The sequence below is a fragment of the Rhodoferax aquaticus genome (genome assembly GCF_006974105.1).
GTDB lineage: Bacteria > Pseudomonadota > Gammaproteobacteria > Burkholderiales > Burkholderiaceae_C > Allorhodoferax > Allorhodoferax aquaticus_A.
Genome location: NZ_CP036282.1, coordinates 3,356,094 through 3,373,174, shown reverse-complemented (window position 1 = coordinate 3,373,174; position 17,081 = coordinate 3,356,094). Strand labels below are relative to the sequence as shown.

At 59.0% G+C, this 17,081-nt stretch carries 16 protein-coding genes; 8 read left to right on the top strand and 8 right to left on the bottom strand.

What is annotated here, in order from left to right; translation table 11 throughout:
• Positions 1-92 precede the first annotated feature (92 nt).
• Positions 93-977: a LysR family transcriptional regulator gene (locus EXZ61_RS15525; RefSeq protein WP_142812626.1), complete on the top strand. Its 885-nt coding sequence runs from the start codon at positions 93-95 to the stop codon at positions 975-977.
• A 10-nt stretch (positions 978-987) separates the two neighbouring features.
• Here EXZ61_RS15525 and EXZ61_RS15520 read toward each other — a convergent pair whose 3' ends face one another.
• Complete coding sequence (locus tag EXZ61_RS15520; protein ID WP_142812625.1) at positions 988-1,935, bottom strand: TerC family protein; 948 nt, start codon at positions 1,933-1,935, stop codon at positions 988-990.
• Between the two features lie 187 nt (positions 1,936-2,122).
• Here EXZ61_RS15520 and EXZ61_RS15515 point away from each other — a divergent pair, with 187 nt between their 5' ends.
• Positions 2,123-2,650 carry a DUF2062 domain-containing protein gene (locus EXZ61_RS15515; RefSeq protein ID WP_142812624.1) on the top strand — a complete coding sequence of 176 codons (528 nt, stop codon included), beginning with the start codon at positions 2,123-2,125 and terminating at the stop codon, positions 2,648-2,650.
• 132 nt (positions 2,651-2,782) lie between these two features.
• A complete protein-coding gene (locus EXZ61_RS15510) occupies positions 2,783-3,706 on the top strand; it encodes a Tim44 domain-containing protein (RefSeq protein ID WP_142812623.1) in 924 nt (307 codons plus the stop codon).
• Between the two features lie 232 nt (positions 3,707-3,938).
• Here the strand turns inward: EXZ61_RS15510 and EXZ61_RS15505 are convergent, their stop codons facing one another.
• Positions 3,939-4,319, bottom strand: a complete 381-nt coding sequence (locus EXZ61_RS15505) for a hypothetical protein (RefSeq protein ID WP_142812622.1) — start codon at positions 4,317-4,319, stop codon at positions 3,939-3,941.
• Positions 4,319-10,342: an alpha-2-macroglobulin family protein gene (locus EXZ61_RS15500; RefSeq protein WP_142812621.1), complete on the bottom strand. Its 6,024-nt coding sequence runs from the start codon at positions 10,340-10,342 to the stop codon at positions 4,319-4,321. Before EXZ61_RS15500 ends, EXZ61_RS15505 begins: the two co-directional genes overlap by 1 nt.
• Positions 10,343-10,512: 170 nt before the next feature.
• Between EXZ61_RS15500 and EXZ61_RS15495 the strand changes: the two genes are divergently transcribed.
• The 3 genes from EXZ61_RS15495 to EXZ61_RS15485 all read left to right on the top strand — a co-directional run bounded on the left by EXZ61_RS15495 (position 10,513) and on the right by EXZ61_RS15485 (position 12,734).
• Positions 10,513-11,442 (top strand): DUF3034 family protein, encoded by a 930-nt coding sequence (locus EXZ61_RS15495; protein WP_142812620.1) that lies wholly within the window; start codon positions 10,513-10,515, stop codon positions 11,440-11,442.
• Positions 11,443-11,517: 75 nt separating this feature from the next.
• On the top strand, positions 11,518-12,015 hold the full coding sequence (locus tag EXZ61_RS15490; RefSeq protein WP_142812619.1) for a group I truncated hemoglobin: 498 nt from the start codon (positions 11,518-11,520) through the stop codon (positions 12,013-12,015).
• Positions 12,012-12,734 carry a cupredoxin domain-containing protein gene (locus EXZ61_RS15485; RefSeq protein ID WP_237218978.1) on the top strand — a complete coding sequence of 241 codons (723 nt, stop codon included), beginning with the start codon at positions 12,012-12,014 and terminating at the stop codon, positions 12,732-12,734. The genes EXZ61_RS15490 and EXZ61_RS15485 overlap by 4 nt, the downstream gene beginning before the upstream one ends.
• A gap of 27 nt (positions 12,735-12,761) precedes the next feature.
• On the opposite strand, the gene EXZ61_RS15480 is transcribed toward EXZ61_RS15485, so the two are convergent.
• From EXZ61_RS15480 to EXZ61_RS15465, 4 genes are all read right to left on the bottom strand, one after another.
• Entirely contained in the window at positions 12,762-13,154 is a 393-nt protein-coding gene (locus tag EXZ61_RS15480; protein ID WP_142812618.1) for a hypothetical protein, read from the bottom strand.
• 17 nt (positions 13,155-13,171) lie between these two features.
• Positions 13,172-13,990 carry an ion transporter gene (locus tag EXZ61_RS15475; protein ID WP_142814267.1) on the bottom strand — a complete coding sequence of 273 codons (819 nt, stop codon included), beginning with the start codon at positions 13,988-13,990 and terminating at the stop codon, positions 13,172-13,174.
• 88 nt (positions 13,991-14,078) lie between these two features.
• Positions 14,079-14,864: an anti-sigma factor gene (locus EXZ61_RS15470; protein WP_142812617.1), complete on the bottom strand. Its 786-nt coding sequence runs from the start codon at positions 14,862-14,864 to the stop codon at positions 14,079-14,081.
• Positions 14,865-14,874: 10 nt separating this feature from the next.
• Complete coding sequence (locus EXZ61_RS15465) at positions 14,875-15,450, bottom strand: sigma-70 family RNA polymerase sigma factor (protein ID WP_142812616.1); 576 nt, start codon at positions 15,448-15,450, stop codon at positions 14,875-14,877.
• Positions 15,451-15,648: 198 nt separating this feature from the next.
• Between EXZ61_RS15465 and EXZ61_RS15460 the strand changes: the two genes are divergently transcribed.
• Entirely contained in the window at positions 15,649-16,260 is a 612-nt protein-coding gene (locus EXZ61_RS15460) for a ferritin-like domain-containing protein (protein ID WP_142812615.1), read from the top strand.
• Positions 16,260-16,676, top strand: a complete 417-nt coding sequence (locus EXZ61_RS15455; protein WP_142812614.1) for a c-type cytochrome — start codon at positions 16,260-16,262, stop codon at positions 16,674-16,676. The genes EXZ61_RS15460 and EXZ61_RS15455 overlap by 1 nt, the downstream gene beginning before the upstream one ends.
• Positions 16,677-16,814: 138 nt before the next feature.
• Here EXZ61_RS15455 and EXZ61_RS15450 read toward each other — a convergent pair whose 3' ends face one another.
• A complete protein-coding gene (locus tag EXZ61_RS15450; protein ID WP_142812613.1) occupies positions 16,815-17,054 on the bottom strand; it encodes an HP1242/YdcH family protein in 240 nt (79 codons plus the stop codon).
• Positions 17,055-17,081 lie beyond the last annotated feature (27 nt).

The following is a 17,081-nucleotide window of genomic DNA, read 5'->3' as shown; positions in this document are numbered from 1 at the left end:
ATGACTCCATAAGGTTGAAGAGCCCTCACAGTAACCAGTGGGCTGCTTCTGGAAAAGCAGATAATTCGTTACCAACATTCCTAAAAAAGCACATGAGCACCACCTTCAACTACAAGCACCTCTATTACTTCTGGGTTGTTGCCAAAGAGGGCGGCATTTCCAAGGCAGCGGACAAGTTGGATATGGCGGTGCAAACCGTGAGCGCACAGGTTCGCGAACTGGAGCGTGCCTTGGGTTACGCCCTGCTCAAGCCTGCCGGGCGTGGCTTGGTGTTGACGGACGCGGGCGTGGCCGCCATGCAGCAGGCAGACCACATTTTCCAACTGGGTGAACGTTTGCCAGGTATCGTTCGTGACGCCGTCAGCTCGCCTGCGGTGCGATTGGCCGTGGGCGTTTCTGACGGACTGCCCAAACTGGTCGTCCACCGGCTTCTGTACCCTGTGATAGCAGAGCCCAATTTGCGTTTGCTGTGTCACGAAGGCGAGTTTGATGACTTGCTGGGCGACTTGGCCTTGCACCGGCTAGATGTGGTGCTGTCGGACCGCCCCGCGCCTAGCAACCCCAACATCAAGCTCTACAGCCATGCCATGGGCTCCACCGCAGTTGCGTGGTATGCCGCCCCAGAGTTGGCCGCTCGGGCCAAAGAGAATTTTCCGGAGTGCCTTGCAGAGTTGCCAGTGTTGCTGCCAACCTCGCATACCGCCGTGCGTGACCGCCTAGACAACTGGTTCGAAAACCGTGCCATTCGTCCGCGTATTGTTGGGGAGTTTGAGGACAGCGCCTTGCTCAAAACCTTTGGCTCAAGCGGAATGGGCGTGTTCCCAGCCGCAGAGTGGGTGCATGACGACCTGATTGCTCACTTTGCCGTAGAGCGCATAGGTACATGCGAAGGGGTTGCGGACCACTTTTTCGCTATTGGCACCGAGAAAAAAGTGCTGCACCCACTGGTGCAGCGCTTGCTGCAACCAGTGGGTTAGGCCTTTAGCGTTACTTCTTGGCAGTACGCAGACTGAGCAACATGGTGATGGCCAAGATACCAACTACTACACCCAAAGAGACCGCAACCGGGATCTTGTAGATGTCGATCAGCGTCATCTTGGTACCAATGAACACCAGAATCACTGCCAGGCCGTAGTTCAACAGGTGGAACTTGTTGGCCACAGCGGCCAGCAAGAAGTACATGGCGCGCAGACCCAATATCGCAAACACGTTGCTGGTCAACACAATGAACGGGTCACTGGTGATCGCAAAGATCGCGGGAATCGAGTCCACCGCAAAAATGACGTCCGTCAGTGCCACCAAGCAGATGACCATGAACAAGGGGGTGGCAATCTTCCGGCCGTTCTCCATGGTCCAAAACTTTTCGCCATCGAAGTTTTTACTCACAGGCAAAATCTTGCGCAGCAGTTTGAGGGCAGGGTTGTCGTCCAAACTCGGTTCTTGACCTGCAGCCCACCACATCTTCACACCGGTGATGATGAGGAACGCGCCAAACACATACAAGATCCAATGGAACTCGGCCAGCAACCAGCCGCCCACCAAAATCATGATGGTACGCAACACAATGGCACCGATGATGCCAATCATCAACACCCGCTTTTGGTAGTGCGTTGGCACGGCAAAGTAGGTAAAGATCAGCAGGAACACAAAAATGTTGTCAACGGCGAGCGACTTCTCAATCAAGTAGCCGGTTAAAAATTCGAGCGACTTGGTGTTCGCCATTTCGACAGAGCCGGTGCTGTCTTTCACAGCCCACCAGAACAAGCCATTGAACAAGAAGCTCAAGGCAATCCAAACCAAGGACCAATTCAAGGCTTCTTTCACGCCAATGTCGTGCGCGCCTTGCTTTTTGAGCACCACAAAGTCAACGAAGAGCGACACCAGCACGATGCCTATAAATGTGGCCCAAAGCCACAGGGGAGCAATTGTTTGCATAAACGCTTTCTAGAAATAAGTGCGGGGCAGCGCAATGGGCTGCGGCACTGAGGACGCAATTTTTATCTGAAACAAGTGGAATCACTGTTCGCAAAAACGAGACCATTTACGCGCATATTCCTGCTTCTCACCTAGCTATGAAAACGGGAGCATCACCCTATTACATTGCCGGCAATTGGATCTCTCGATGACACCGTCCTTCTCACACTGGTTCGAGCGTGTGCGTGCCTCGCTGCCCACGCGCGAGTCGCTTGCTCAGCATGCCTGGCTCAAGCCAGTAGCCGGGAAAGTCATGCACCCTCAGCTGTGGCGCATGCAGCATGAATCGGTGGCGCGTGGCGTCGCGGTGGGTACGTTTTGGGCGTTTGTCATTCCCGTCGGGCAGTTTGTCGCGGCGACGGCGCATTGCGCTTGGTGGCGCGCCAATATTCCGGTAGCCACCGCGATGACCATGGTCACCAACCCCCTCACGATCGGGTTTTGGCTATGGCTTGCTTACCAAATTGGCGCCTTTTTTCTGGGCGCTCCGATGTTGGAGCCGCCGAGAACTGGGGCAGAAGTGTTGTCTTGGTTTGCGCAATATGGCTGGCCCACCGTGCTGGGCATGGGCATCTTCGCGACGGTGGGTGCCGCCGTTGGTTATGTGCTGGTCAAGGTGAGCTGGCGGTTAAGCGTAAATACGAAGCGCCGCCGCCGTCTGCGGACCAAGTCTTGAAATCCAAATGCTCGTGTGGTCATCCAAATACTTCGTTAATTACGAAGTTTAAATCAAATAAATGCTGGTTTTTGTGAACTTAATTGGCATCTATTCTTGGCCCCGTTAGTTCATTTCATTAGGAGCATTTTTATGAACAAAGTCTTTTTAATTCTGGCCATGCTCTTTGCGTTTGGCCTCTCCTCTGTGGTGACCGAAGCGGAGGCGGCTAAGCGTGTGGGCTCAGGCAAGTCCATGGGTACCCAGCGCCAAGCCACCCAGGACAAAGCGCCCGCAGCGACCAACCAAGCAGGCGCAGCCGCGCCTGCCGCTGCAGCTCCTTCCCGTTCTTCATGGATGGGCCCCGTAGCTGGCTTGGCTGCTGGTTTGGGTTTGGCCGCTTTGGCGTCTCACTTTGGCTTTGGCGATGAATTGGCCTCTATGGTTATGATGGGCTTGCTCGCAGCGGCCATCATGGTGGCCGTGGGCTTCTTCTTGCGCAAACGCGCTGCAGCCAAGCAAGGCAATGGTGCGGCACCGGCAGGTATGCAGTACGCCACCATTGGCGGTAGCGCACCCCAAGGCGCAAACGTGGACCACAACACACCTGCGTACAAGGTCTCTATGCCTGCGCAATCTAACGGCAGCGTTATCGGCTCTGCGATTGGTTCCGGCTTAGCGGCTTCTACAGCGGCTGCTAAACCACTGCCAGCGGGCTTTGATAGCGCGGCTTTTGAACGCAACGCCAAGGTCAACTTCATCCGTTTGCAAGCGGCCAACGACGCAGGCAACTTGGACGACATCCGCCAATTCACCAGCCCTGAAATGTTTGCTGAGTTGAAGATGGATCTGGCAGAGCGCGGCACCGCCACCCAAAAGACCGAAGTGGTCAGCATCAACGCGAACGTGATTGAAGTGGATGAAGACGCTGATCGCTATTTGGTGAGCGTGCGCTTCACCGGCGTCATCCGTGACCACAGTGGCGAGCCAGATGAAAACTTCAACGAAATCTGGCACATGACCAAACCCATCACGGGCAACCACGGCTGGGTGCTGGCGGGCATTCAGCAGGCTTAAGCCCACATGCACACGGCGTTCGCGCTGTGTGCATCTCTTCCCCAAACGACAAAGGCGCTCTTGAGCGCCTTTGTCGTTTATGCGTGGCAGTTCGGCAAAGCAGCAGTTTTCAACCGCGCGGCCATGGTGAGTCAAGGCCGATCCAGTGGGCATTAAGCTTAGCTAGTTGAGTTGAAGCTTTGCTCGACGAATCTCTTGCACTGCCCGCTCATTTACATCCTGGAATGCGGGATCAGAGAGTGTTTGGATCCTGTTCCGGGCGCGCTACGTTGGTGTGCACATAACCACGCTTCAAAGCGTCCTGCATAAGCATGGCATTGCCTCGAAACCCACAAATCCCCATAAGAGCGACTTGCAAAAGCACTGCGCAGATGGCAACACCGTCCATAGGTAGATCACACGTATTGGTCGCCCCTTTGCCACTTTGATCGCAATACTCTTGTAACCCACCGGTCACTCTTGCAAGCAAGACAGGGACAAGGCTTATCGCCCAGATCCGCCAATGTGCATTCAACATGGCCCATAGTTGCGGTGTCAGAAATCCTAGCCAACTAAAGCCAGCGGATAGTCGCAGCAGTCTTCCATTGCTATGGGTCATTTCGATTTTTGTCATCACTTCGCCGCCTGCACCTTCACCCGCATATTCGGCGCTTCCCCAAACATCTCCGGCGCATACATTGCTTCCACGCGTGAGGGGGGCAGCGAGAACTCGCCCACGTTGTTCAGGCGAATGGTGTATTCCATCTTCACCACGCCTTTGGGCAGGTACTCGTAGTAGCTGCGGAAGGACTCGAAGCTGCGCTCTTCAAATGCGGCCCAGCCGTAGCCTTCGCGTTTCTCGCCCTGCGTGGCGATCTCGGAATCACGACCTAAACCACTACCAAGAATGGTGGCACCGCCGGGCACGGGGTCGGTGATGGCGACCCAGGTCATGTCGGCGCTGGCGTTCACTTCGATGCTGATGCGCAGCACGTCACCGCGTGTGTAGCTGCCAGCGGGCAGGCCCTTGTTGGCCTGCTCTACGGGGGTGATGGTTTTCTTGATCTGGTAGCCCGCAAAGAAAGGTGCCTTCAGTTGAACTGCCGCTACCGACTGCAGTGTGAGCCAGGGCTTGCCTGCGCCTTGGTGGGTCACGCTCAGCGTGTCTTTGGCCGCAGTTTTGCTCCACGGCAGAAACATGGTGTTGTTCTTCAGGTTACCCGGCGACGCAGGTGCGCCAAACCATGTGGTCTGGTGTGCAGCGCCGGATGCGTCGGTGGTCTTGACGCGTTCCACCTTGCTCCAGTCCACACTCGCCGCACCCGTGCTCATGGATGCCTTGGTGCTGCCGGCTACCGGAACCGCTTCAAACTTGGCGCTGAACTTCTCCAGCGCCAAGCCACCCCATAGGTTGGCAGTGGTGGTGTGCCACGCGCCGTTTTGCTGGCGGCTGATGAAGCCGTTGGCCAGGCGGCCCATGTCGTCTTTCCAGGCGGGGTCGTCCAGCACACTCAAGATCAGGCGCGCGGTGTTCACGTCGCCGCTTTGCATCAGCCACCACCAGTAGTCGTCCTTCTCGGTGCTGAAGATCATTTTGGTGCCCTGGTAGCTGATGCGGCTGCGCAAAACCTGCGTTGCTTCCGCTAGGCGCTTGTCACGCTCGGGCACATCAGTCACGCGTTTCAAGATGTTGAGCCAGTCAATTACCGCGTGCGTGGGCCACTGGTTGGGCGCGATGGTGATGCTGTTCACCATGCGGCCCTGGGCCTTGCCGTAGCGGGACAGGGCTTCGATGGCGGCCAGCTTGCGCATGTCCAAATCTTTGCGCGGGCTCCAGAACTCGCGCTGGATGCGGCCTTCCACAAAGGCGATCAGGCCGCGCTCCATGGGTGCGCGGATTTCATCGCTCAGCGCAAACGCCGGGTCAATGCTGGCAGCCTCGTGGGTCGCGGCCAGCAGGTAGGCGGTCAGCGTGTCACTGCCGCGGTTGGCCTCACCATCGCGTGGTGGGAAGTAGTTGGCCAGGCCGTCGCTGTCCAGGTAGCTTGGGATTTGCGCCGCCACGGTTTGCCACAGCTTGCCGTCGCGCAGGCCCACGCTCTTGCTGGTCTTTTGCTCCAGGCAGATAAACGGGTAGCTGGTGAACCAGTCACGTACACCGGGCATGCCTTCGGCCAGTTTGGGCTGCAGCGCCAGCTTGAGGCCACCACGGCCGGGCAGGGCGTCAGCGGGGGCATTCACGTCCAAGGTGAATGGCCCATCTACCTGAACCAAGGTAGCCTGCTGCACGGTGAGCGGCACGGCAGGGATGATGCGTTGGCGCGCCTTCAGTGCGTCACGTGCGCCGCTGATGGTGTCTTTGGCTTCGATCTCCCAGAGTATGGCTTCATTGCGTGTGAGTGCCAGTTGGGCGGGGGCGGTCACGTTCCATGCAACCTCTTTGGCCTCTCCCGCAGGTAGTTCAATGGTTTGTTGCTCTAAATTCAATAGCGTTGCGCGCGGTGTCACCACCACTTTCATCGCCTGCTTGGTGGTGTTGCGCAGGGTCAGTTGGGCGCGGTACTGGTCGTCTTCACGTACCAAGGGCGGCAAGCCGCTGATGATCTGCAAGTCTTGCGTCGCGCGGATGCTGGTAGATCCTGTGCCGAACAAGCCGGTGGAAGCATCGGCCACCGCCACGATTTTGAAGGTGGTGAGCGCATCGTTCAGCGGCACGGTCACCTGGGCCTGGCCGTTGGCATCTAGCTTCACGCTGGGGTTCCACAGCAGCAGGGTTTCCAGCAGCTCGCGCGCGCCGCTGTGACCACCGCCACCGCCGGGTGCCACGGCTTTGCGGCCGTAGTGCCTGCGGCCTATGATTTCCATTTGCGCGGTGGATGTTTCCACACCCCAGCTGCGGCGCTGCAACATGGCATCTAGCAGGTTCCAGCTGCTGTTGGGCATGAGTTCTAGCAGGGCTTGGTCCACCGCGGCCAGGGCGACCTCGGCGTTGGCTGCAGGTTGGCCGTTGGGCAGCTTCACTTGAATCGTGACCTTGGCCTGGCTACGCACGGCGTAGCTCTCTTTGTCGGCTTTCACACTGACTGACAGCTCATGGGCCTTGGTGCCCACACGGATTTCGGCCACGCCTAGGCGGAACGCGGGCTTGCTCAGGTCCACCAGCGCAGTGGGAGCCACGTACTCGCGTCCCTCGTACCAAAAGCTGGTCCACCACTCGCGCGGGGCCTTGTAGCCCCAGGTGAAAAAGCTGTACCACGGCACCTCGCGCAGGCGGCCACGCAGGGCTAACACGCTCACATACACATTGGGGCCCCAGCCTTCTTGAATCTTCAGGCTAATCGTTGGGTCTTGGCCGTTGAGCTGTACCACTTCGGTTTGCACAATGCCTTCGCGTTCCACCGCCACCAGTGCTGTGGCAAAGCGGAAGGGCATGCGCACTTGGAACTTGGCGGTCTCGCCCGGTTGGTAGCTCTTTTTCTCTGGCAGCAGGTCGATGCGGTCATGGTTCTCGCCACCAAACCAGAGTTCGCCCTGTTTGGTTACATACACGCTGCTGGCGGCTTGGATGGTGTTGCCGCTGCTGTCTTTGGCGGTGGCAACCAGCTCCACTTCGCCTGCTTCGTTGAGCGAGGTTTCGCACAAGAGCAAGCCACGTGAATCGCTCTTGCCGGAGCACACGCTGCCCAGTTCTTTGACGGACGTTTTGTTGTCGTAGGTGTAGAAGCCGCCCACCATGCGCTTGCGCGTGGTGGTGGTAATACGCGCCGTGGCCTTCACCTCCAAAGACACGCCTTCTTGGGGCTTGCCAGACAGGTCCAGGGCCAGCGCTTGGAATTTGATTTTTTGGCTAGCAGACACCCAGCCCTCGGTCTTGATGCCCGCTACCACGGCGGCAGGCCACAAGGTTTGTGTGCTGCGTATGGTTTGCACCTCGCCATTGGGGTCTGAGTAGGTGGCTTCTAGCAACAGGTCTTGGGCTTGGCGGCTGGTGGGCACTTGGGTTAGTTGGGTCTTGCCAGTGCCGTTTTTGTCTAGCGTGAGGGGCAGTTTGTCGGCAATCACGCGGGCGTCGCTGCCTGCGTCTGCCTCTTCATTGCTCTCTGCTGTGGCGTCATTGTTGCCACGCGGTGGCGAAAAGCTGAACTCGCTGAAGTCGGTAAAGCTCAGGTACTTTTTGCTGACCAAGGCCGACACGCGCACCGGCAGTTGTGCGGCAGGGCCACCTGACACATAGTTCACCTGCACATCCACGGGCAAGGCTTTGATGTTGACCAAGGCCTTTTTCTCAGCTGGTGTGACACGGCCTTCCAACACCGGCAAGCGGAACTCTTCCACCCGGAACTGCCCGGTGCTGAAACTGCGGTTGTCATTCACGCCGCGCAGTGTGACGTCGTAAAAGCCCAGCTTGGCACCCGCCGGTATGGCAAAGGTGTTTTCAGCACTTTGCCCGCCCGTGGCGGTCTTGCGCCAGTTGATGGCCTGGGTGTACTGCTGGCCGCTGCCCACATGGGTTATCTGCAGCACGTTGGGCAGGTCTTTTGCCAGACCAAAGCCTTTGGAGGTCTCGGTGCGCAGCAGGTGCTTCATCGACACGGTTTCGCCAGCGCGCAGCAGCGTGCGGTCAAAGATGGTGTGGGCGCGCTCATCGGGCTGCACCTCACGGCTGGTGGGCAGGTTAAAGCGCCAAGGCTCAATGCCTTTGTTCCAGTCGCTCCAGGTGAAGGCCATGTCTTGCACTGTGCCTTTGCCGTCGCCCGCAGGTTGGGGCGCGCGGGCGCTCACAAAGTAGGCTTGGGTGTAGGCGTTTTCACCATTGCAGGTGGGCGCTTGGGGCGACAAACCTGTCAATGTGGCCACGCCTTGGGCGTTGGTGGTGCCGGTGGCACGCTCGGCACCACGGCAGTCGGACACCCGCACCACGGCATTGGCCACGGGCGTGCCCTTGTCCAAGGTGGTCACCCAGGCCACGGCGTTTTCACGGCCTAGTTTGAAGTGCACGCCCAAGTTGGTCACCAATGCTGAGGTGCGCACGTACATGGTGCGGCTATTGCCATAGCGCTCGTCTAGCAAGCTCGTGCCCAGCTTTTGCGAGGCAATCTCCACCACATGAAAGCCAGGGCTCAAAGGAATACCCACCACCTCAAAGGGGCGGGGGTCGTTACTCACAGGCTTGGGCAGGTCCAGTGTTTTGACGCCGCTTTGTCCCTGCAAGAGGGACAACATGCGGGTTTGCACATCGTGCTGGTCGTACTCAGTGGAAGGTTTAGGCAACGCATGCTTCACGTCGCGCGCGGCTTGGCTGCGCGATACGGAGCTTGCCTCGTAGCGTTGCACTTTGCTAAACCACGCAATGATGTCGGCATCACTGCTGGGGGACACGGTGCTCACCTTGCCCACGGGCGCTTTGGTGTTGGCAGCTTTGGTTTGTTCTGCGTTCAGGCCTTTGATGTTCAAGGCTGCTTCTACGTTGCGCAGGGTCACCGGCAGCAGTGCCACGCCATTGGGCTCGGCAAAGCGCTCCACAATGCCAAAGGGGGCGGCTGCAAACTTGGCCAGTGGCGGCATGGCACCTGTGGCCACTTTGAGCGGAAAGCTATCGGCGTTGCGCAGCGTGCGCTGGGAGGCGTCTTTGAAGTCTTTGGGCAAGGTGAGCGTGAAGTTGCTGAGTTCCGGTAGCAAGGTGGCAAAGCCCACGTGGCTCACCACTTCGTCGCCATCGCCTTCGTCTTGGTCAAACTGCGGTTTGTAGCTGTCTTTGGGGCCGTTCAGGCGTATGCCTTCGAGCAGTTTGCGCGCTACCGGGGCGTTAAAGCTCAGGCGCATGGGGCGTATGGGCAGGCAGGCGCTTTGGGCGTTTTCACGCTCGCAGCTGAAGCTTGCTGCAAATGGCTCGCGCACGGTAAAGCCAAAGCGCTTTTCCACCGTGTTGGGCACACCTTTTTCAGAGCCTTTGTCCGGCGTGGTGACACCCTTGCCAAATACGAGCTGCACTTTGGCCGACGCACTCAAGCGCCGGTTACACGCCAGCGTGACCACACTCAGCGGTGAGGCTTTGGCCTGGGTGTCCAAGCCTTGGGCTTGGAGCAGGGCCTCGCGCTCTTTGCCCTCAATCATGCGCACTGCGATGCGCTCTCCGACGCCGTCGGCCACGCACCACACATTGGTTTGCACGCTGGCCAGGGTGGCGGGGCCGTTGAGTTGCAGGGCAAAGAACTGCTCCTCGTCAATCACGCTGCCTGCGTAAGGCACGGCGCGCTGCACAAAGGGGCCTCCACTATTAAATTTATAGCTGCTTACGCCCGTCAGATCTGCGCCTTTGGCCGATTTGAACCCTGCCTTGGCTTGCAAGGTGCAGCGCACACCGGGGGGCAGGTCATTGGCGAAGTCAAACACCCATTCGCGCTCGTTGGTCCAGCGGCCTGTGCCTTGGGTGGCTTGCGCATCGCTGCACTGCAAGCTCAAAGGCGCGGGGGCCTTGGGGTCGCCAAAGTTCACGGCGGCCTCGTCAAACTTGGCCACCACCTGCCGCACCCGGGCCACCTCGCCCTGGGGCGACACACTGGTGATTTGCAAGGCCTGTGCGGCCGGGCTCAGGGCGCACAGGCCCAAGGCGAAAGTGATAGCGGCTGCAACGGACGCGTGTTTATGTGGCTTCATGCTGGCTCCCCCAAACGGATGGCGAAGGGTAGCGCAAATATTTTTCCAAATAGTTGAATCCAGCTGCACGTGGCCTGCGTATTCACCACAAGCGCAAGGCCAATGGCCTGTTGGCTGCCTGCACCAGGTAGCCGCGCTGCCTTGTTCAACAACCCTTGGGAACTCACAAAATGAAACAATTTCGTACTGCGGTGGTGCTTGCAGTGGCCGGCCTGTGCAGCGGCTTGGTGCTCGCCGATACCGGAAAACTCTTACTCACCGGTGGGGTGAGCTCTATAGACGGCGCTGCGGGCGGTGGGCTCACCCCATGGGCGGTGATTGGATCTAACGCGACCGCCGGCGAGATCGGCGCCAGCGTACATGCCAGCCGAGCCACGTCGCAAGACTATGGGCTGAACACGGCAGGTTTGACGGTGGGCCTGTATGACCGCGTAGAGCTTTCCTTTAGCCGACAAGACTTTGACGCCTCGGTAGCCACGGGGCTCAATGCCTTGGGCTTTAGCGTGCAAGCGGGCCAACACGTCAATATGGACGTGGTGGGCATCAAAGTGAAAGTAGCGGGTGATGCCGTGCTCGACAGCGACTCACTCATGCCCCAAATTGCGGTGGGCGTTGAGCAAAAGTCGGTGAGTGCGGGCTCGATTGCCCCTGTTTTCACCTTTTTGGGTACCAAAAGCTCTGGCACGGACTATTACGTGAGCGCCACCAAGCTATTTTTGGGCAGCAGCGTGCTGGTGAACGGCACCTTGCGTTACACCAACGCCAACCAAAATGGCCTGCTAGGTTTTGGTTCCAAAGCCCCTGGCAAAAACGAAGCCAGCTGGGTGCCCGAAGTCTCGGTGGCCTACCTGCTCAGTAAAAACTGGGCCATAGGCACGGAGTACCGGGCCAAGCCCAACAACCTAGAGGCCTTGGGTCGCAGCGCCGGTTTGGCCGATGGCCTGGCCGAGGACGACTGGAAAGACCTATTTGTGGCCTGGGCCCCTAACAAACACACCTCGGTGACCTTGGCCTATCTAGATCTGGGCCGCATCCTGCCTGCCATCACGGCCAACCGTAAGCAAAGCGGCTACTACCTATCTGCGCAATTGGCGTTCTAAGCGCCCAGCCTGACCACCCGCTTGCCCCCAATCCACTCTTTTTGTGACTCACTTTTTTGTACCAGGACACTTCGTATGACACACCGTATTAGCTACCGCGGCCTGAGCTTGGCCTTTGGCACGCTGGCGCTCTCCTTAGCCAGCCTTTTTGCAGCACCAGCCGCCATGGCCCAAACCGCCAACCCGCCCATGGCCGGTGCTGCTACATCGCAGGCTGACACGCTTTACCGCGCCTTGGGTGAAAAGCCTGGCTTGGTGGCGCTGATGGACACCTTTGTTGCCAACATCGTGGCGGACGCCCGCATTGCCGCGCAGTTCAAAGAGGCCAATGTGGACCACCTGAAGACCCAGTTGGTCGACCAAATATGCGTGGTGAGCGGCGGTCCTTGCGAATACAAGGGGGCTTCTATGAAGTTGATTCATGCCAATCTTGACATCACCAAGGCCGACTTCCATGCCTTGGTGGAAGACCTGCAAGCGGCCATGGACGTGCGCGGTATACCGTTTGCCACGCAGAACCAGTTGCTGGCCCGTCTGGCGCCCATGCACCGCGATGTGATCACGGTGAAATGATGCGCAAGGCTTTAGACAATCGCCGCCAGCACGGCCAGTCGCCAAGCGCTGCGCAGCACTGGGTGAGTGGCTTGCTCGTTGTTGCCACCGTGTTACTGAGCGCCGCGTGCAGCGGCTTGGCATTTGCCGGCAACTTGGAGGTCTTGGTGCTGGACCGCGACGGTAAACCTATGCCGGATGCCGTGGTGATCGTGCAGCCTAGCGGCAAAGGCACGCGCAAAACGCCATTGCCCCTGAGTGCCGAGGTCAACCAAGAGAAGCTGCAGTTTGTGCCTAACGTCACGGTCGTGGGGGTGGGCGCCAAAGTGCGCTTTACCAATAGCGACCCGTGGAACCACCATGTGCGCTTTGGCGTGCCAGGTGCCGCTTTGGGCAGCACCGAGGGGCAGTCGGTGCTGCTAGAAGGCAAGACCGACAGCAAACCTGGAGGTAGCGCCATGTTCACCCTGAGCACGCCGGGCCCCACCGGCGCGGCACTCTTGGGCTGCTTCATCCACAGCCGCATGCAAGGCACCATTTACGTGGCGGACTCGCCCTGGACCGTGAAAACCGGTGCGGATGGCGTGGCTGTGCTTGAAGACGTGCCCGAGGGCACGGCTACTGTGCGCGTGTGGCATGCGGCCCAACTCGTGGAAAAAGCCCCTTTGCAATTGGTAGTGCAAACCGCAGTAGGCAAGGCCACGTTTCAACTCGATGTAGCCCCTAGGCGCAGGGGCTGAGTTGGTCGCCGATTGCGCGCGCTGGTGTCAAGCTCTAGTGGGCGCGCCGCGTGAGAGTAAGTACGCTGTGGGCACAAAGGTCAGCCATATGCTCACGTAAAACACGGTGAGGTACCAATGCGACACCAAGTAACCTGCGCCCAAGCCCAAGTAAACGGCGCAATAGGCGATGTCGTACACCGCTAGCGGCACGGAGTAGTAGAACGACAGCCACAAGGCCTTGGACATACGGTGTTGTGGCTTGCTGCGCAGCAGTATGGCAAGCGCAAACAAGGAAAACACCACCGACAAGAGCGTGCACGCTACGCCGACCAGGACCGGTGGGTATTGCTGGTAGTAGTCAGGCAAGCCGCCCAACCAAAACAGCAACCAGATCACACTGGCTTGGATGAGGAGGTTGATGTGGGTTTTAGCATTCATAAGTTCAATACCTGCAGCTAGAGTGTGGCCGTGCCCGTTTGGTAGGCTGGCAAACGGGCACCGCAGTGCATGCAAAACTGGGCTTCAGGTGCATGGCCTTCGGTCAGGCATTCGTGGCAGGTGCGTGTAGTGGGCGGCGGGGCGTGGGCAAACCGCGCTGCGCTGATCTCGGCAGTCACGATGCCGGTGGGTACGGCGAGCGTGCCCCAGCCCAAGAGCATCATCATTGAGGCGATGAGTCGGCCCAAGTCCGTCTTGGGGGTGATGTCGCCAAAGCCTACGGTGGTCATGGTGGTGATGGCCCAGTAAACCGACGTCGGAATGCTGCTAAAGCCGTTACCAGGGCCTTCCACAACGTACATCACCGTACCCATGACCAGCACGATCATCAGCACAGCCGACAAGAAGACCAGGATTTTTCGGCGGCTTGCGGCCAAGGCCCGGCCCAGGGCTTGGTACTCCGCCACATAGGCGGTGAGCTTGAACACCCGAAACACGCGCAGCAGGCGAAGCACCCGCACATCGATGAGGGCATGCACCTCAGGCACCAGCAAAGCCACGTAGGTGGGCAATAGTGCCAAAAGGTCGATGATGCCAAAGAAGCTCAAGGCGTAGCGCATGGGGTGGCGCACGCACACCAGCCGCGCCACGTACTCCACAGTAAACGCCACCGTGAATAGCCACTCCATAGCGGTGAATGCGCGCTTGTAGTTGTCACCCAGACCCTGCACACTGTCTACCACCACCATGGCCACACTGAGCAAAATGATGGCGATGAGCCATTGGTCAAACAAACGGCCCGCGCGCGTGTCGGCCTCAAAGATCACTGTGTACATGCGCAAACGCCACCCGGCCAGGGGTTTACCTAAAGATTCACTCACTGCAATCGCCCTTTACAACTGAGGCGACAGCATACCGGGTTGACTAAATCACTTTTTGAATCAAGGCACCCTTGAACAGCACAGGCCCAGTGGGGCCCGTGGCGCTGGGCACGCCGCCCTTGGGCTCTAGGCTGATGGCCAAGGTGGGCACTTCACGCACGTCATTCTCAGCAGCAGTTAAGCGCAGCACTTTGTCTGCGCCCAGCACACCCAAAGAGCGCGGACCACCCGCGGGGGGGAGGGCCCAGAGTTGCAGAGATCGGTCGCCCGCCTCTTGGAAGTTGCCCACCCGCTGCAAGGTGAGCTTTTGGGTCTTGGCGTCGAACGTGACCAACATGGAGGCAGCGGCCTTGTCGTCGCTCAGCACGGCCACGTATTCAATGCGCGGTGCGGCTTGCAGGCTGGTTTGGAGTTGGGCAATTTCGTGCGTGAGCTGTTGGCGGGTCTGGGCGCCCATGCCTACGGCCACGGCAGTAGCTACCAGCCCAGCAGCCGCAAGGCCACGCCACAAAGGCAGGCTGCGCACCCAGCCGCCAACGCTCGCCGATTTTGCCTGGGGGCGCAGGCGGGCTTGCTGCATAGCCGTTTGTTCTTGGTCCGCCAGCACCAAGTTGTTGATGCGGGTCCACACGGCGGGGCTGGGGTTGGCGGGGGCTTGCAGTTCGTTCAAGCTGGACATGCGGCTTTGCCAAATGAGCGCCGCTGCGCGCACGGGTGCCTGCTCGCGTGCCAGTGCTTCAAAGCGACGGCGCGCTCCACCGCGCAGGGTGCCTAGCGCATAGCTGCTGGCCAGTTTGTCTAAAAGTTCGGGGTGTTTTGACAGGTTCATCAGAGTCCCCTTAAGCAAAACGCGCCATACACAGGCGCAGTTGGTCCAGCCCGCGGCGGATCCATGTTTTGACGGTACCCAGCGGCAGCTGCAACTGGGTAGCTAGCTCGCTGTGGCTGAGGTCGCGCACGTAGGCTAGGTTCACCACCTCACGTTGTTTATGGTCTAACTTGCCCAAGCACTGGTGCAAGGCCCAGGCTTGCTCACTGGCTTGCGTGGTGTCTAGCGGTGTGGGGCCGCTGGCTTCTAGTGTGTCGGCCAAATGCTCGTCCAGCTCTTGCGTCAAGTGGCTGCGGCTCGCGGCTTTGCGGCGCAGGCTGTCCAAGGCCCGGCTGCGCACGATCAGGCCCATCCAGGCCATGGGTGGGCTGAGACTGGCACGGTAGTCACCGGCTGAACGCCAGATACTCAAAAACGATTCTTGCAGCACGTCTTCTGCCGCGTCTGCTTGGCCTACCACGCGCAGTGCCAAGCCATAGAGCTTGCCCGCACACAGGTCGTACAAGGCTTTGAGCGCTGCATGGTCATGGGCTGCTATGCGGTCCAAAAGTGCCATCAGCGTGGCGTCGTGGTGGTCAGAAATCATGGGGAGTATTGTGGGGTGTCAAAGGGTTGCACGTGTAGTTAGTACGCAGCCCAGTGGTGCTTGGATTCAAAAACTGAAGCACCTGCAACTATTTTTTCAATCATGTGAATCCAGTTGGGAACAGGGCGCGTATTCAAGGCTAAGAGGCCAAGGCTTTTGGCTTCTGCAACCCCCTAAACCCTTTTGAAGGACTGTTCCATGCAATCTGTAGTTCACACCCCAGCGCAAGCGGCTTCTGGCATTGTTTTGGCATCGTCACGCCGCGCGTTCATGGGCCGCACCACGGGCACCTTGTCTGCGGTGGCGGTCGCTCTGCTAGCGGGCAAAGACGCCTTGGCCGAAGGCATGGCAGGTGATACCGCCAAAGACGTGAGCATCTTGAACGTAGCCTTGGGCTTGGAGCACGAAGCCATCAATGCGTACCAACTAGGCGCCGGTAGCGGCTTGTTGGCTAAAGGCGTGCTGGACGTGGCAGTGCAGTTCCAAGGCCACCACAAGGCCCACCGCGATGCCCTGATCGCCACCATCCAAAAACTGGGCGGCAACCCCGTCATGGAGAAAAAGCTCGACGACTACGCCAAGTCCCTCAAAGCCGACACCTTGCGCAGCCAAGCCGATGTGTTGGACTTGGCCACCCGCTTGGAGTTGGGCGCAATCAATGCGTACTTGGGCGTCATCCCAGCATTTGGCAGCAAAGACCTGGCCAAAGTAGCTGCCCGCCTGGCGGCTGACGAGACCATGCACTTCACGGTGTTGACCAGTGCACTGGGCCGCCCATTGCCTGCTGGCGCTTTGTCGTTTGGTGCCTGATGCGCGTGGGCAGGCAAACCGCACGCCGCACAGGGCGCGTGCCCAGCAGGGCCGCGTCATGGGCGGGGCTGGTGGCCCTCACATGGGGGCTTGCTGCCGGTAGCGCGCAAGCCGAGTCGGTAGCGCATGGGCAGCAGTTGTTCGAGAGCCGCTGTGTGGCCTGCCATAGCCTAGATGCCCACCGGGTGGGCCCGGCATTGCGCGGCGTGTTCGGCCGGCCTGCGGGCAAGGCACCGGGCTATGACTACTCTGCCGCCATGGCAAAAGCCACGCACCGATGGACGCCTGACAAACTCAAAGCTTGGCTCACCAACCCCGAGGCCTTGGTGCCAGGCCAAGCCATGGGCTACCAAGTGGAGCAGGCGGCAGACCGCGCGGATATCGTGGCCTACCTGGCAACGCTAAGCAACCGGTGACTGCGCCCAAGGCTAGTCAGCGTGAACTCTTGGCAATCACATAGCAAACCCATTTGCTATTTTTTTGGTAGCTGCTTGCGCAATATCCATATGCGCAAGCGGCACTTTTTGCCACTGTAATTGCCGGTGGTCGGCTGCTTAGGCCTTGTTGAGCATTTGCACGATTTCGTCTTTGAGCTTGAGGCGCTTTTTCTTTTCCACTTCCAGCGCTTCGTCGCTCATGACGGCGCCACCGGTTTCGATTTTGGCAATCTCGTGGTTGAGTTCGTCGTACTCGGTGTAGAGCTTGGCGAAGTGCTGGTGGGTGGTTTTGAGGGTGTGAATTTTGTCTTTGAGGGCTGGAAATTCGTGGGCGATGTCGTGTTTGAGCAGATCCATAGCAAGTCCTGTTGACGGGTGTTGAAC